15 protein-coding genes are annotated in these 16120 nt (G+C 50.5%); 7 read left to right on the forward strand and 8 right to left on the reverse strand.

Annotated features, from left to right (window positions below):
- Window positions 1-3 precede the first annotated feature (3 nt).
- Both Q8L79_RS01915 and Q8L79_RS01920 read right to left on the reverse strand, forming a co-directional pair.
- Window positions 4-462 (reverse strand): response regulator, encoded by a 459-nt coding sequence (locus tag Q8L79_RS01915; RefSeq protein WP_305267545.1) that lies wholly within the window; start codon window positions 460-462, stop codon window positions 4-6.
- Entirely contained in the window at window positions 459-3425 is a 2967-nt protein-coding gene (locus tag Q8L79_RS01920; protein ID WP_305267547.1) for a PAS domain S-box protein, read from the reverse strand. The genes Q8L79_RS01915 and Q8L79_RS01920 overlap by 4 nt, the downstream gene beginning before the upstream one ends.
- A gap of 637 nt (window positions 3426-4062) precedes the next feature.
- On the opposite strand from Q8L79_RS01920, the gene Q8L79_RS01925 reads away from it, so the two are divergent.
- Window positions 4063-5043, forward strand: coding sequence for a diacylglycerol kinase family protein (locus Q8L79_RS01925; protein ID WP_305267549.1), 981 nt, complete (start codon window positions 4063-4065; stop codon window positions 5041-5043).
- Between the two features lie 8 nt (window positions 5044-5051).
- On the forward strand, window positions 5052-5864 hold the full coding sequence (locus tag Q8L79_RS01930) for a metallophosphoesterase (protein ID WP_305267763.1): 813 nt from the start codon (window positions 5052-5054) through the stop codon (window positions 5862-5864).
- A 211-nt stretch (window positions 5865-6075) separates the two neighbouring features.
- Here Q8L79_RS01930 and cydC read toward each other — a convergent pair whose 3' ends face one another.
- Together cydC and cydD are read right to left on the reverse strand one after the other, a co-directional pair.
- Entirely contained in the window at window positions 6076-7755 is a 1680-nt protein-coding gene (gene cydC, locus Q8L79_RS01935; protein ID WP_305267551.1) for a thiol reductant ABC exporter subunit CydC, read from the reverse strand.
- Window positions 7752-9500 carry a thiol reductant ABC exporter subunit CydD gene (gene cydD, locus Q8L79_RS01940; protein WP_305267552.1) on the reverse strand — a complete coding sequence of 583 codons (1749 nt, stop codon included), beginning with the start codon at window positions 9498-9500 and terminating at the stop codon, window positions 7752-7754. The genes cydC and cydD overlap by 4 nt, the downstream gene beginning before the upstream one ends.
- Window positions 9501-9713: 213 nt before the next feature.
- Here cydD and Q8L79_RS01945 point away from each other — a divergent pair, with 213 nt between their 5' ends.
- From Q8L79_RS01945 to soxZ, 5 genes are all read left to right on the forward strand, one after another.
- Window positions 9714-10607, forward strand: a complete 894-nt coding sequence (locus tag Q8L79_RS01945) for an OmpA family protein (protein WP_305267554.1) — start codon at window positions 9714-9716, stop codon at window positions 10605-10607.
- The gene (locus Q8L79_RS01950; RefSeq protein WP_305267556.1) at window positions 10604-11392 is read left to right on the forward strand and encodes a hydroxymethylpyrimidine/phosphomethylpyrimidine kinase; all 789 of its coding nucleotides are present in this window, start codon (window positions 10604-10606) and stop codon (window positions 11390-11392) included. Before Q8L79_RS01945 ends, Q8L79_RS01950 begins: the two co-directional genes overlap by 4 nt.
- Window positions 11393-11459: 67 nt before the next feature.
- Window positions 11460-12077: a thiamine phosphate synthase gene (thiE, locus tag Q8L79_RS01955; protein WP_305267558.1), complete on the forward strand. Its 618-nt coding sequence runs from the start codon at window positions 11460-11462 to the stop codon at window positions 12075-12077.
- Between the two features lie 31 nt (window positions 12078-12108).
- Window positions 12109-12579, forward strand: a complete 471-nt coding sequence (soxY, locus tag Q8L79_RS01960) for a thiosulfate oxidation carrier protein SoxY (protein ID WP_305267560.1) — start codon at window positions 12109-12111, stop codon at window positions 12577-12579.
- Between the two features lies 1 nt (window position 12580).
- On the forward strand, window positions 12581-12892 hold the full coding sequence (soxZ, locus tag Q8L79_RS01965) for a thiosulfate oxidation carrier complex protein SoxZ (protein WP_305267561.1): 312 nt from the start codon (window positions 12581-12583) through the stop codon (window positions 12890-12892).
- Between the two features lie 20 nt (window positions 12893-12912).
- Here soxZ and Q8L79_RS01970 read toward each other — a convergent pair whose 3' ends face one another.
- Genes Q8L79_RS01970 through Q8L79_RS01985 form a run of 4 tightly spaced genes read right to left on the reverse strand, consistent with a single transcriptional unit; the run spans window position 12913 to window position 16119 of the window.
- Entirely contained in the window at window positions 12913-13962 is a 1050-nt protein-coding gene (locus Q8L79_RS01970) for a L,D-transpeptidase family protein (protein WP_305267563.1), read from the reverse strand.
- Window positions 13963-14012: 50 nt separating this feature from the next.
- Window positions 14013-14768, reverse strand: coding sequence for a DUF2182 domain-containing protein (locus tag Q8L79_RS01975; protein ID WP_305267565.1), 756 nt, complete (start codon window positions 14766-14768; stop codon window positions 14013-14015).
- A complete protein-coding gene (locus Q8L79_RS01980) occupies window positions 14768-15376 on the reverse strand; it encodes a DUF1326 domain-containing protein (RefSeq protein WP_305267567.1) in 609 nt (202 codons plus the stop codon). Before Q8L79_RS01980 ends, Q8L79_RS01975 begins: the two co-directional genes overlap by 1 nt.
- A gap of 8 nt (window positions 15377-15384) precedes the next feature.
- Window positions 15385-16119: an SDR family NAD(P)-dependent oxidoreductase gene (locus tag Q8L79_RS01985; protein ID WP_305267569.1), complete on the reverse strand. Its 735-nt coding sequence runs from the start codon at window positions 16117-16119 to the stop codon at window positions 15385-15387.
- Between the last annotated feature and the right edge of the window lies 1 nt (window position 16120).

Below are 16120 nucleotides of genomic sequence, written 5' to 3' on the forward strand. Positions count from 1 at the left end.
ACATCACCTTTTCTTACAATCCGGACAATGGGGCGGCGGTTCATTGAGCAGTATCCAGTAAAGCCCGAGCTGACCGGCTGCCCGAACGAATTCGTCAAAGTCGACCGGTTTGCGGACATAACTGTTGGCGCCCAGCATATAACCTTTGAGCCGGTCCTCCTCTTCGTTCGATGAAGTCAGCAGGACAACCGGCAGCAACCGGGTTTCGTCATTGGCGCGGATACGACGCAGCACTTCCAGGCCGTCGATCTTGGGCAACTTCAGATCCAGCAGCACCACCAATGGAAAATCGTGGGGGTCGCGTCCGGCATAAGCCCCCGTGCCAAACAGGTAATCCAGCGCCTCGACGCCGTTATGCGCCACAACTATCGTGTTATTGATCTTATTTTTCTCGAAGGCATGCAGGGTAAGTTCCTCATCATCAGGGTTGTCTTCTACCAAAAGAATGGCCTTATTGTTCATAAATTCTCCCGTGCTTCCAGCGTAAAATAAAAGGTCGCTCCCTTTCCGACCTCACTGTCGGCCCAAATGCGTCCGCTGTGTTTGTGAATAATCCGTTGCGCAGTCGCCAGTCCGATACCTGTACCGGGAAATTCGCTGGTTTCGTGCAAGCGCTGGAAGGCTCCGAACAGTTTTTCAGCATAAGCCATATCAAAGCCGGCGCCATTGTCACGCACGAAATAGACCGTCTCATCGTCCTGCCGTTGCATGCCGAATTCAATCTGCGCATCAACCCGTTTACTGGTGAACTTCCAGGCATTGCCCAGCAGATTGTCCAGTACGATACGCAATAACCGGGCGTCGCCCCAGACGATTATCCCTGATTGTATCGTGCACAGTACGGTACGGCTCGGCTCCTGCCTGCGCAGTTCATCAATGACATCGCCTGCAATCGCGCTCAAATCGACCTCTTCGCGTTTCAATTCAGATCGGGTGATGCGTGATAACTTGAGCATGTCATCAATCAGCGTGGCCATGCGCTGGGCGGCGGCTCGTACCCGTTGCAGCCGATCCTTGCCAGTGTCATCCAGCCGGTCGGCGTATTCGTCAAGCAGGATGCGGCTGAAACCGTCCACGGCTCGTAAAGGCGCGCGCAAATCATGAGACACAGAGTAACTGAAGGCTTCGAGTTCGTGGTTGACCGATTCAAGAACCATGGCCCGCTCACGCAATGCCGTATTCAGTTGCTGGATGTGTCGTTCGGCTTCTTTACGCTCACTGATATCCTCGATGATGCCGTCATAATAAGTATTGCCGGCGCTGTCTTTTTTCATAGCGGCAGTAACGGATGCAGAAAACTCGCGGCCCTTTAAAGTAACCAGCGGTATCTCTTCGTTATCGACAAATCCTTGCTGCCTGATTTTATCCATAAACACTTGCCAGCAGCCCTTATCACGACACAAATCAACTATCGGGTATGCCTGAAGTTGCTCGGCAGACTCTGCTTCGAACATGGCGATCATAGCCGGATTGGCTTTCGTGAAGCATCCTTTAGCCGGCGTATGGCGATAAACGCCAACCCGTAGATTGTTGACAAGTTCTTGATACTTGGCTTGCGCCTCGCGCTGTGCCTGTTCAGCTTGCTTGCGGGTCGTAATATCCCGAATAATGCTGATTACGAACATTTCCCGCCCTATCGACAATGGGCTTAAGGTGACCTCTACCGAGAATTCGCTACCATCCTTGCGTCGGCCGTAAAGATCGCAACCGATGCCCATCGGACGCACCAGCGGGTTCTCCCAATAAGTTTGCCGATATTTCCGGTGGTCTGTATGCAAACGCTCGGGTATCAACAATTCGACCGGCTGACCGAGCAGTTCGTCGCGACTATAGCCGAACCAAAGTTCGGTCTGCGCATTGACTAATACAATGCTCCCTTCTTTATCGGCCATGACAATGGCATCGGGCGCCGATTCGAGCAGCACCTGGAAGCGGACTTCACTGGCGCGGCGCTCTTCTTCTGCATGTTTACGCGCCGAAACATCACGGATGATGCTGGTCACGAGTTTTTCCTTTTTCGTCTCCAGCGGACTCAGGTTGATCTCCACCGGGAAATCGCTGCCATCCTTGCGTCGGGCATATAGATCCAAGCCTGCTCCCATCAGACGCACTACCGGATTATTGGTATAAGCTTGCCGATAGCTCTGGTGGTGCATACGAAAACGCTCGGGCACCAACACTTCGACCAGTTGACCGAGCAGTTCGTCGCGGCTATAGCCGAACCAAAGTTCGGTCTGCGCATTGACCAATACGATACGCCCTTCTTGATTGACAATGACGATGGCATCGGGCGCTGACTCGACCAAGCCGCGAAAACGGGCATCGCTGGCACTTGCTTCTTCTTCTATCTGTCGCCGTCGTATACGGTGGTGAGCAATGAGCCAGCTGGCTATGCCTAATAGCAGGGATAATTCAATAAATGCAAGCACTCTGGCTTGTATCACATTTCTGGCAAAGAATTTTTCAGCCGGTACGCGGGTGACTAATAGCCAGCGTTCATCGCCGCTAACAACGCCTTCGCGGATATCTCCGAACAGCGCTTTCGGCAAGATTTCGCCGTAAGAAAACAAATCGCCGTCGACCATAAACTGTTCTCGCTCGGGGTGTTCGATAATAGAGCGCCATGCCTCGCCATAGTCGTCGGCGAACAGTCTATTCTTGCGGTCCGGGTACATGAAACTCCACTCGTCTTCCGGGCGATCGCCGATCAGCCAATAACCTTTGGCGTTTAGCAGCCATAAGCTGCCAATACCTTGCTGGGAAATAGCCTGAAGCCGGTCAATCAGCCTTTGCCCCTGATAGCTAAGCAGGATAATGCCGCGTTTTTGTCCGTATTGATCGAACACCGGTGTACCGAATCGGATCACGGGCTTGATCGGCTGCTCGATCTTATTATATTCAATGGCAAGATCGAATGAAGAAATATAGATAAAGTCTTTATTCAGGGCCAGCGCTTGCTCCACAAAATAGAGATTGGACCTATCCTGCAATTTTCTTGCCGGCACAATTACCGGTTGTCGCCGGTCCCTATGAATGCGTACGTTTTCCCGTCCATTTTCATCCAGAAACAGGATACGATCATAGAGCTCCCGGTATTTAACGAAGGCAAGCAAATCGCCGCTCAAACGGGCCAGATTCTGGGGGGATTCTTTTTCGAGCCAGTCATGCAACACCGGCTGATCTCTTAGATAAAAAATATCGTCGTGGACTATACGCAATTCTTCGCTGACGTATTGACTGCTCACTTTTATAGTCTGTCGTTCTTCATCGCGTATGAAGGCCAGCATTGATTTTTCTTGGGCTTTATAGACGCTCCAAAAGGCGGTGGCCAAGGCCAGCGTCAACAGCATCCATATTAGAATGAACTGGCGGATTATCAACCAACGTTGCTGATCTGTGTTTGAGCCAAAAAACTTACCCTTCATAGTGGCTGCCACCATTTTAGTTTGTCGTTTTTAACATCATGCTAAATCAGTGCAAGGATTTTTTCAGACACCTGCATGGAAACTTATACTTTATTGACTTTTATTGCAAATCTTACGGTTATAGATATACCGTTAGTTATCCGATCCGGGGGAATTAGCCCGGCGATCAAATATCCGGCATGTAAGCTTTATCTTGCAAGACTGGAATTTCGTTCAATTGCCCGTTTTATACAGTACAGCCAAATCGATGTTCGCTGCCCGAACCGAATCAAAAGAGTCGGTATATTTCGAAAAGCAAAAATGTGCAGTACAAGTCCTGTGTGCCTTGCCCTATCAGTTTAACGAGAATGTCCAATACGTCGTTCCGGCAGTCCATGCCGGTATGACGTGCTATTTAAGCAAAATGACAGATGGCAAGCCTGTGTGCAAAATAGCCTGGAAAATTTGCCGGTTTTAGAACAAAAGAGCATCAATAGTTGCCAGCTGATAATCGTTAGCTTATTGTTTTTAACGTATAGTCTGTTTTTCTTTTCTTGAAAAAACGGCACTGTATAGTGGAAAAAATTGAAAGCCGTTTTACAGACAGATGCTTAGAATGCCGAATTTGCTGGTCAATGATTAATGCGAGTGACCCCATATGCAAGCTGTTACGATAAACCCATTAGCTCCGTTTTTCATAGTATTCAACGCCGGCTCCGGCCACGATGATGTTGCCGCAACGCGCACAATCATCGAAACTTTATTGACCGAGGCAGGTCGCGAGTATCATGTAATACTGGTCGAGGATGCTTCCCTGTTGCCGCATATTTCGGCAGAGGCCGTCGCGCGGGCCAAAGTGCAAGGTGGCGTGGTGATTGCAGCAGGCGGTGATGGCACCATTAATGCCGTCGCTCAAGCAGTATTAGGCAGCGGCTGCCCGTTCGGCGTATTGCCGCAGGGTACCTTCAACTATTTCAGCCGCACCCACGGTATTCCGTCTGATACGGCGGAGGCCTTGCAGGTATTGCTGAGTTCACGCGCGCATCCAGTGCAGATTGGACTGGTGAATGACCGGGTATTCCTGGTCAATGCGAGTCTTGGTCTTTACCCGAAGCTGCTCGAAGAACGCGAAGCCTATAAGGAATGCTACGGCCGCAGTCGGCTAGTAGCTTGGTGTGCCGGCATTATGACGCTGCTGCATGAACACCGGCCAATGCGTATTCATGTCGAGCATGGCGGTCAGGCGTATGAGTTGCGCACACTGATGATTTTTGTCAGCAATAATCGGCTGCAACTTGAGCGCATTGGCCTCTCCGAAGCGAAAGCGGTGGAACAAGGCCAACTCGTCGCTACCGTGCTAAAACCGGTAGCTTCGCTGACGCTACTGCGGTTGATGTTGCGCGGAGCGCTCGGGCAATTGGCTGATGTCGACCATATCGCCAGTTTCGCGTTCCGGCAAATCACGGTAATGCCGGCGTCGACGCTGCTTTATGGCCGGCGTCGTATTAAAGTGGCCATGGATGGCGAGGTCTCCTTGCTTACGGCTCCTTTGCGGTTCCGTTTGGCGCCGGAAGAATTGCTCCTGCTCAAGCCCGAGGTTGCGCCGGGCGAAAATCCGCACGACCCGGACAGCCTATGACTTTACTGATGCAGATCTCCGATACGCATTTTGGCACCGAACGGCCGGCGGTCGTCGAAGCACTGGTGCGCCTGGTTCATGAACAAGCGCCCGAAGTCATAGTCGTTTCGGGCGACATCACTCAGAGAGCCACACGCAAGCAGTTCGATGCTGCGCGTGTGTTCTTCGAGCGACTGGGTAGCATCCCTATGCTGATAATACCAGGCAACCATGATATTCCATTGTTTAATATTGTGGCTCGCCTGTTTGCACCTTTTAGAAACTACCAACGTGTATGCGGTACCGATTTGGAGCCGGTGTTTTCATCAGCACGGTGGCTGATCGTCTGTGTGAACACCACACGCGCCTATCGTCATAAGGATGGCGAGGTGTCTTCCGCACAGATGAAACGGGTAGCCGAACTGCTCCAAACTGCGGCACCTGAGCAATTGCGCATCGTGGTGGTGCACCAACCGGTAGCCGTGATAAATGACAGAGATCGCGACAACCTGCTGCACGGCCGAAATGCCGCAGTGCGCTGCTGGGCCGCCGCCGGTGCCGATATTGTCATGGGTGGACACATTCATGTACCTTACGTACTGCCTCTGCACGAGTCCCATCATCATTTACCGGGCCGACTTTGGGCGGTACAGGCGGGCACAGCGGTGTCGAAGCGCGTGCGTCAGGAGGCTGCCAATTCAGTGAATCTGATCCGATATTCCGATAGCCAACAACCACGCCACTGCGTATTGGAACGCTGGGACTGCACAGTACCAGAGATCGGTTTCCAATGCTTCAACACGCACACGCTGATCTGCGGAATGATGAATGATCGAGTGTGATGTTAATTAACATGTAAAATTTTCCAGGTATCAACATAACATTTACCTGGGTAATTGAAAGGCAAATTATTGATTCATCAGGACACCCCACAGGCCTCGCCGACGATTACATGCTCTTGCTCGAATCAAACCTCGGTGCCGACTTCAAACAGAGACGTTTCTCATCCTTAGACGATATTTTTGATTGAGTAACATCACTTATTGAATAAAATTACAACTCGCACAAATCCCCCTGCTCCATGCCATAAACAACATCGACCAAACCCAACCCGGCTTCACGGTGAGTCACCATGATCACGGTTTTATCCTTGGCAAAACCCGCCAGTGCTTTGAATACATCCCGTTCCGTATCGCTGTCCAAACCTTCGGCGGGTTCATCCAGAATCAATACCGGCGCATTTTTAAGATAAAGCCGCGCCAGCGCGATACGCCGCGCTTCGCCTCCCGACACTTTCACGCCGCTTTCGCCTACCCAGGTATCAAGACCTTCAGGCAAATAACCGATAAAGTGTTCCAATCCTGCGGCTTTAACGGCAGCATTCAGCTCTGTTGCCGTGGCGTCCGGTTTGGCAATTAACAGGTTTTCCTTAATAGTGGCGGCAAACAGTTGACTGCGCTGGGACAATACGCCAAAACAGCTCATTAATTCATCGGCATCCAGTTGCCTGATATTTTGTCCGGCCAATAAAATACTGCCCTGTTCAGGGTCGTAATAACGCATGATTAGTTGCAATAAGGTGGTCTTACCCGAACCGCTAGGGCCGACAATAGCGATTTTCCTGCCCTGCGGAATAGTCAGGCTGATATTGTTCAGCACTCTGCCCTGCTGGTCCGAATAGCGAAAGCTCACCTCGTTTAACTGCAAATCATAACGGTCCGGCAATGCTGATGGCTGATTCGACTGGGGTGTTGTCGGCAACATTTCTGTAACCTGCCTGATACGCCGGGCGGCTTTTTGAGTTTTCGCCAGCATTTGCATGGCTTGCGGCAAGGGCGTCACTAACTCGAAAGCCGCTATCACACAAAAAATAACCAAGGCTGAATCCGCTCCCGATAAAAGGCCGTCTTTAAATGAAATCGCCGCAAGCGCCAATGCCATCAATAATGTTAGCTGCGACAGCAACAAGGTGAATGCCGAAGAAATTGCCGACAAGCGGTTGTTCTGACGCTGGGTATTGATCATCAAATCGGAAAACTGCCCGAGCTTATCGCTAAACCGTCCGTAAGCCTGATTGGCGATTAAATCCGCCAAGCCCTGCATCATATCGAGTTGCCGAATCCTGAAATTTGCAGCCAATATCACGATTTCTTCCGCTCCGGCACGTCCCAATCGATTAAAAACCCACGGCACCCAGATTGAGGCAATCATCAACATAAGACCGGTAATCAAGCTGATTAGCGGCGCATAAAAAGCCAAAAATACGGTAACGGCGGTTATGCCAATCGCCGCTACGACGGCAGGAGCCAACAGCCGCAAATACAACGCGTCCAAAGCGTCAATATCCGCCGTCATGCGTGACAGTAAATCGCCGCTACGTAGTGCCGACAAACGCCCCGGAACCAACGGTATAAGCTGCTGAAAAAACCAGCTGCGTATTCCGGCCAATACCCGAAAAGTAGCTTCATGGGTCACGACCCGCTCGCCGTAACGCCCCAAGGTGCGGCTGATCGCCAAAGCGCGTATTTGCGCGGCAGGCAGCATAAAGTTGAAAACCAGCGTATTGCCGTCAATAGCGATTAATCCGGCTATCGCGGAAGCGCTGACAAACCAGCCGGACAGCGTTAATAGCGCGATAGAGGCCAATGCAGTCAGCAATGACAGGCTTATCCCGCCCGCTAACCAGGCGCCATGCGGTTTGAATAATTTCAGGAAAAACCATAAATCTTTCATGATACAAGCCGTCCTTGCTGCATCTCTATCCGCCGGTCCATTCGCTGAATCACGTCCGGATCATGACTGGCGATAATCAGGGTTTTATTGATAAACAGTCGATCGATCACATCCAATAGCAGTGTTTTGTTGACGGCATCGAGATTGGCGGTCGGTTCATCCAGCAGGATAATGTCGGCGTTTTTTAAAAACGCCCTGGCCAGCGCGATTCTTTGCACCTGTCCGCCTGATAAACCATAGCCCCGCTCGCCAATCGGCGTGAGCAATCCTTCCGGTAATTGTGCGCTGAACTCAATGACTCCGGCCGCCTGTGCCGCATTAACAATGCTTTGTTCAGACGCATTGGGATCGGCCAGCGCGATATTGTCTTTGATAGTGCCGTGGAAGATGTAGGCGTTTTGCCCCACCCATGCGATGGCTTTTGCGGCATGCTCCCGGTTAATGCTTTGGCCGTTAAGCAATACCCGGCCTTCGGTTGCCGCCTCAAAACCTAATAAAAGGTTTAAAAGAGTCGTTTTTCCTGCGCCAGACTCACCGATCAGGGCGATTTTTTCACCGGCGGCAATATGCAGATTGATGCCCGTTAAAATCTGCCGTTTACTATAAATTTTACTGACATTGTTAAATTCAATCAGGCTGATCTTGTCAGCGTAGGACGCTGCCGAGGCACCAAGCGTATCATTCGCGATTGATGTGTCTGTTTCCAGCGCCTCGGCATCTTGCTCCAGTATCGCGAGGATAGCATCAGTCGCGCCCAATGCTGCGGCCCGATCATGATAATTAATCGCCAATTGCCTGAGCGGCATAAAAAACTCGGGGGCCAGCAGCAGCACAAACAGCGCCTCACTTAAACTGATATGCTCAGCCGGGCCGAAATGAACCAGTCCCAATAAGCCCAGCCCGACATAGACCGCCACCAGGGCAACCGCAACCGCACTGAAAAATTCCAGAATGGCCGATGATAAAAACGCAATGCGCAATACCGCCATGGTTTTTTCCCGAAAACCATCGGCAATCTTGTTGATATTGGCTAATTCTTGGTTGGCTTGTCCGAACAGCTTTAATGTGGACAGTCCCTGTAAACGATCCAGAAAATAACCGCTCATTCTTGCCATTGCCAAAAACTGACTGCGATTTGCGGAGGCAGCGCCCATACCGACTAAAGCCATAAAAACCGGCACCAGCGGCCCGGTCACTAAAAAGATCAACCCAACTACCCAATTGATCGGCATGACCACGATAATCATAATGAGCGGCAATACGCCGACTATCATTTGCTGGGGCAAATAACGCGAAAAATAGCTGTCCAGCGCATCAACCTGTTCCAAGGTAACGGCCGCCAATTCGCCGCTTTGACGCTGCTTGATAGCGGCAGGTCCCAGCGTTAAAAACTTGTCGAACAGCTGTTGCCTTACCGACGCCCTGACTTGCGCACCGGCTTCAAATCCCCAGGTTTGATGCCAATAAACGCACACGCCACGTAAAATGAAAACCGCTGCCAATACTATCAATGGGGTAGTTAAAGACGCCCACGGCAGCTTGTCGATAATAACGGCTTGCAGTGTATAAGCCAGTGCTGCCGATTGAGCAATCACCCCAAAGCCGTTGGCAATACCCGCAATAGCGGCAAATAAAATCGGTTTACGAACGGCTTTGCTTTGCTCTTTTAACCAACCGGCACAAATTTTTTCTCTGGCCTTGTTTTTATCGAAATAGGCTTGATTATCTGTTTCTGTTAACCGCACTGGTTTTCGCCACTCGTTGTATTGATGAATAAGCATAACACACTGACTTTGATGGAAACCTTTGCCATGTTCTAATGCTTATCAAAAATTGACGACATTTGTTCAGTTTAAATTTATTAAGTGCGTTATATAATTGCAGACACTGCCTCTAAACCAAGAGCGCTTGAATCGACTTCAGTAGAAGTCTCATCCAAATTAACCAAGGTTATTCCAATGAAGAAAAAATTATTAACGATAGGTATAAGTTCAGTCCTTTTGACGGCTTGCGTCACCGACCCTTACACCGGACAATCCAGTCTCAGCAAAGCGGCCATGGGCGGCGGCTTGGGCGCTGCGGCCGGCGCAGGCGCGGGAACGCTGTTCGGCGGCAACGACCTTAAAAATGCCGGATTGGGCGCTTTAGCCGGTGGCGTTGTTGGCGCGGCTGTGGGCGCTTACATGGATCATCAGCAACAAGAAATGCAGCAATCGTTGCAAGGTACCGGTATCGAAGTGCAAAGAACAGCGGAAAACACGCTTAACCTAACCATGCCGAGCAGCGTTACTTTTGCGTTCGATTCGGCAACTTTAACGCCACAAGCACAAGGCGCTTTGGATTCGGTAGCGAAGATATTAAATCAATATCCCGACTCGACAATCAATGTCACCGGACATACCGATGATGTCGGCTCCGATAGTTATAATCAGTTATTGTCCGAGCGGCGCGCTGCCAGTGTTGCCGGTTATTTGTCGCAGCATGGTGTAAATTTCTCCCGACTCACCCAACAGGGCATGGGCGAGAGAATGCCGAAAGTGTCTAATGTGAACGAGGCGAATCGCGGACAGAACCGTCGGGTGGAGTTGGCTATTGTCGCCAATAAAAATGCGGGCGCGCAGCAAGGTCCTTCTCAGCAACAGGGTTACCCGCAACAGCAAGGCTATCCCCAACAGCAGCAAGGTTACCCGCAGCAACAGCAGGGCTATCCTCAGCAACAAGGTTATCCTCAGCAACAGCAGGGCTATCCGCAACAGCAACAAGGTTATCCTCAGCAGCAGGGTTATCCGCAGCAACAAGGCTACCCCCAACAACAAGGCTACCCGCAGCAGCAATATAATTATCCACAATGACGTTAAATCGCCCTGTCGTGCTTTCATTTTCCGGTCATGACCCCAGTGGAGGCGCAGGGGTGCAGGCCGACATGGAAGCTTTGATCAGTCATCGCTGTCATGCCGCCAGCATCATCACCGCCTTAACCGAGCAGGACACCCGGAATGTAAAAAAACTCATCCCGCAAAGTCCGGAAGCCATTATCAGTCAGGCCAACACCTTATTGGACGACCTGCCGGTCAAGGCTTTTAAAATCGGTTTAATCGGCCATCATGAAACCGCAGCCGCCATTCATGCGATATTAAAACAACACCCGCATATTCCGGTGGTCCTGGATCCGGTACTGGCGGCAGGCGGCGGCGCGGAGCTGTCAAACGACCGGCTCATCGCAACTATTGTTGATTTGCTACTGCCCTGCACTACCGTGTTAACGCCGAACAGCGAAGAAGCCCGCAAACTGGCCGGATTAACCGACCTGAACGACTGCGGTCTGGCACTGCTGGAAAAAGGCTGCGACTATGTGCTGATCACCGGCAGCCATGAAGCCACGCCGTCGGTCAGCAATCAGCTGTTCCATGACCGGCGCAGTTGGGAAACCTACACCTGGGACAGATTGCCGTTCAGCTATCATGGCTCCGGCTGCACGCTGGCTTCCACTATTGCAGCGTTGATAGCGCACGGCCTGGAACCTTTGCAAGCCGTCATCGAAGCTCAGGAATACACCTGGAATTCATTAAATGCCGCTTATCATCCGGGCAAAGGCCAGCACATTCCCAACCGGTTTTTTTGGATGGATGAAGAGTGATTACAAATCCACCTGGAGCGGATTTGCACGCGAAGCGCCCGCAAGGGTGCGGGCAAGGACAGCCCGCATGAATTTTCCTGCAAGCGGGCTATACGCGATCACCCAGACCGGAAATAAATCCGGCGACATCATTATTAATGAAGTTGCAGCCGCTATTAAAGGCGGCGCAGTCATTGTGCAATATCGGGACAAGAACCCGCTGGACGCGCCATTTCTTGCCCGTGAACTGGTCAAAATTTGCCATCAGCATAACGTGCCGTTACTGATCAATGATGACATCGAACTTGCGGCACTGGTTGGCGCTGACGGCGTCCACCTCGGCAGAGAAGACGGCGCCGTTACTCAGGCAAGAAAGCTGTTGGGCGAGGATGCCATTATCGGCGTTTCCTGCTATAACTTTGTCGAACAAGCCGTTGCCGCTCAAACGCAAGGCGCAACTTATGCGGCTTTCGGGCGATTTTTCCCGTCCTCGTCAAAACCGCTGGCGGCGCCCGCCCGGATCGAAACATTACGACAAGCAAAGCGTGTGCTGACTATCCCTATTGTTGCCATAGGCGGCATTCTGCCGGACAATGGCGCACAGTTACTTGCAGCGGGAGCCGATTTGTTGGCTGTGATCGGCGGAGTATTCGACCATCAGCCGGAACAGTCGGCTCGGGCTTATAAGGCATTATTCAGTCGCTAAACGCTTTAAACCAAGCCGGGAAAACATAAGCATGACCGACAATCGTAGAGCATTTATCAAAAAGTCAGTTGCCTTCAGCGGTTATGCAATTTTTGCGACCGGCGGACTGCTTACCTCTCCCGAAGCAACTGCAGAATGGCTAGCCGAGACCACATCCACCAACATACTGCAACAAACCTTAAAGCGTTTGTTCAAAGACCAAAAAATCATCGAGTCCGATAAAATCGACATCCGGATTCCCAAAACGGCGGAAAATGGCGCGGCCGTCCCTATTGCGGTAACCAGCAGCCTGAACAATGTTGAAAGCATCGCCATTCTGGTTGAGAAAAACCCCATCCCTTTGGCCGCTAAATTTGAATTATCTCCAGACCTGGAAGCTTTTGTATCGGTCCGCTTAAAGATAGCCGAATCATCCGCTGTAGCCGTCATCGTAGAGACTAACGAAGGTTTCTTCACCGCCAGCAAGAAAGTCATCGTCACTCCTGGCGGCTGCGAGATTTAGCATGTCGAGCATTAAAATCCGCACCAAACGCATGGACGGAAAAATGCAAATCCGGATGCTGATAGCCCACCCGATGGAACACGGGCGTAATCGTGACGCCAGGACCAACGCACTCATCCCGGCGCATTTTATTCAGGAACTAACGGTAAAACATAATAAAAACGTTATTATTACCGGCAACACAGGCGCCAACATTTCCAAAGATCCCTACTTTGCTTTTACGCTAAAAGGCGGCAACCCCGGCGATAAAATCACCATCAGTTGGGTGGATAACCTGGGCAATGAAGATACTCAGGATCATATTGTTAAATAAATGTTCCCTTCCCGGTTATCCTAAACGCCATGATAGTACCCTCCCTTAGAACCATGACCTGTTGGTAACGATACCGGCAACTCTTTCTGCGGCAATCTTTCATATAGCGCCACCGGATTTCCATCCAAAACTGTAAGCGCTTGTGTTAATACTTTCCGGTCAAACTCAGGCATATTTTGCGCCGCGCCGGCTCCAGACTGGCTTGTGGCATGCGCATTGGCTTTTTGAATAAGCGCCGATGCCGTCTCTAATTTCTGATCCAGCGTTGTTTCCTCACCTTCCAAATCGGGATGCGCTTCGATATAAAGCGTATTGTCCAGCCATCCAACCTTGATCGGTTGTTTAACCATATAGACCGGCGTGCCGACCGGAACCGAGTTGTATAAGGCCTCAATGTCTTCAGGGTACATACGCACGCAACCATGCGTTATCTGCATACCGATACCGTAAATCTTGTCAATATCGGTGCCGTGTATCAAATAGCCGCCGGGAACGGCCAGATGCAGCATATAGGCTCCCAAAGGATTATGAGGTCCCGGTGGAACCACGGCAGGTAATGGATCGCCATTCGCCGCGTGTTCGCGTCGAATCGATTCCGGCGGATGCCATGCCGGATCTTTGACTTTCCGCACAATACTGGTTTTACCCAGAGGCGTTTTCCAGTCTTGCCGACCGATGCCATGGGCATAGGACATTACCTGCGGCGCAAGCCCTTTTTGAGTGGGCGGATAATAATACATCCGGTATTCGGCGATATTCAGGGTAATCCCTTCGTGGGGCGTATCCGGCAAAATGCGCCTGTTGGATAAACGGACAATCTCGTCTTTTTTGACTTGCCAACGGTCAACGTTAGGATTCAAGCGCACGATTTCGGTTTGTCCCAGAAGAAAGCGCCTTGCCACATCCGGTAAGGTCTCGTTTTGTTCTGCGCGCGTTAAAGACACGTCGTCATGAAATTGAGTGATGACGCTATCATTGCTGTTTTCCGGCAAGGTATAGGTCGTGGCACTAGCAATACCGCTGATAGCGGACAATAAAATCGAAAAAGCAAACAGCAAACGAACTTTCATTACGATAATTTTCTCAGGTTTATTAATAAGGATTTAACAGCAGGCAATCGTTAAGCAATCAACAGGGCAATTCCCCAGGCAATAAAAGCGGCGCCTACCGCTTTGCAAATAAGCTTTGATTGCAGAGGCATGGATTTCTCCAATATAACCAATAATGTTATCAACGCCATTCCCAGCAAATTCATCACGCCCACGACAAACATGATCAGCATTTGCGCCCAGCAACAGCCGACACAGTAGGCACCATGTTTCAGACCCATATTAAATGCGCCGACTGCACCATTCTGCCATTCGTTTAATAAAAAGCCCATCGGGGTTTTGCAATGTACTAAACAGGCATTTTTTATCGGCATAAACTGGTAAAAGCCCGCCAGAAACAAAATACCGGCAGCCGATATTGAATTTTGGTTGTCCATCATCGGTGATAGCCAGGCCAAGCCATGCATTTGCCATTGCAGCAACGTTAACGCGCCACTAAATAACAGCCATATTCCCAGATAGGCCGAAGTAAACAGGTAAGTCAATTTATAGGACGCTTTGTTTTGTTGCCTGCAAACACGGGCAAACGCCAGAATCATGGGGATGGCGGAAGGCAGCATCATTGCCGCCATCATGACCGCCCACATAAAATAAACCAAAGCGAAGTCGATAAAGCGCCAAGCCAAGGGTTCGGAGGGCGGCATCCACATGCTCGACATCGGTTGAGATGTCATTTGATTATGTTGATAAAACAGATAGCTCCAGGCAGCAAAAACCCATGCCAGCACCATAGCTAAAATAGACGTCTGCGCTTTAACCCAGCCCATTACGGCTGATAAACGAACGCGGAGAAATAACCGTTACGCTCAGAAAACTGCCAGTTTTTATCGTAATCCTGATACTGGTAATTTTTTGATTTGGCAACCACCGTGGGATGACTTGTTACCACGCACAACGGCGGATTGTTGATGGTTGCTTGCCCGCCTGTTATGCCCTGAATACTTTCAATATCGGCCTGAGCTATATCGGGAATAATCACACACCGACTGTCGCCCTGCTCCTGATAGTCGATTTTTACTTTTTTCACACCCAAAACTTCACTAACAAAGCTCATTAAAATGGCCGGATGTCCGCCTTGCTGACCGCTAAATATTTTCACAATCGCATCAAATTGGCTGTCATCGGCTCGCTCGTCTACATATAAAGCCGCTTGCCAATTACCGTCTTTCATATGTCCCGGCGAGTAACAGGCCATCGCAACATTCAAACCGTCCAGCGATTGCTCATTCAGATGCCCTTGTTCAATATGCCATGCCACCAGCAGTTTACAATCGCCATTTGTCGGCGGTTGCAGCCATACGCAAGGACAGGCGGTTTCACAGTTACAGGTTTCAAAATAACTGCCCTGCAAAATCCAGTTTTTAGTTTCCGACATGCTGCCTCCTAAAACGGCTCTTTAAACGGCCTCAAATCCAGCTCATGAGTCCATGCGCTGGGATGTTGTTTGTGGATGGCCCAATAGGTTTCGGCGATGGCATCCAGTTGTAACAAGCCATCCTCACCTTTAGCCTTAACATAGTCCGGGAACTGGCTTCTTGCCCGTTCGCCGTCGATTACCCCGTCAATAACGGTATGCACCACATGGATGCCATGCGGCGAAAACTCTCTTGCCATGCCTTGCGCCAGCGCCCTTAAACCGGCTTTAGCCGCTGCAAATCCAGTGAACGGCGGTTTTGCTCTTAGTGACGCTGTCGCCCCGGTAAAAAACAGCGTTCCCTTTTGCTTATCCTTCATTGCATTAACCGCTTCCTTGCCGAACAAAAAGGCACCCAGGCAATTTTGCTTCCAAAGCGCGGTAAAGGTTTCCGCATCCGTTTCCAGCAAAGGCGATGGGATGTTGCTATCTACATTATAGGCGGCAATATCAATACTATAACCATCCAATCGAACCACTTTAAATAAGTGCGCCACGTCACGTTCAATCGTTGCATCGGCAATCACTATGCTGACTAAGCCGCCGTTTTGCCTGATTTTTTCCGCCACCTGTTGAAGCTTGTCTTCACTTCGACCGGCTATATAAACGTGCAATCCTTTTGTTGCAAAATATTTGGCAAGTGTTGCGCCTAAACCTTGCTCCGGACCAACCCCGATAATAACGGCTGAACATTTTTTCTCCATC

This window comes from Methylobacter sp. (assembly GCF_030680395.1).
Lineage (GTDB): Bacteria > Pseudomonadota > Gammaproteobacteria > Methylococcales > Methylomonadaceae > Methylobacter_A.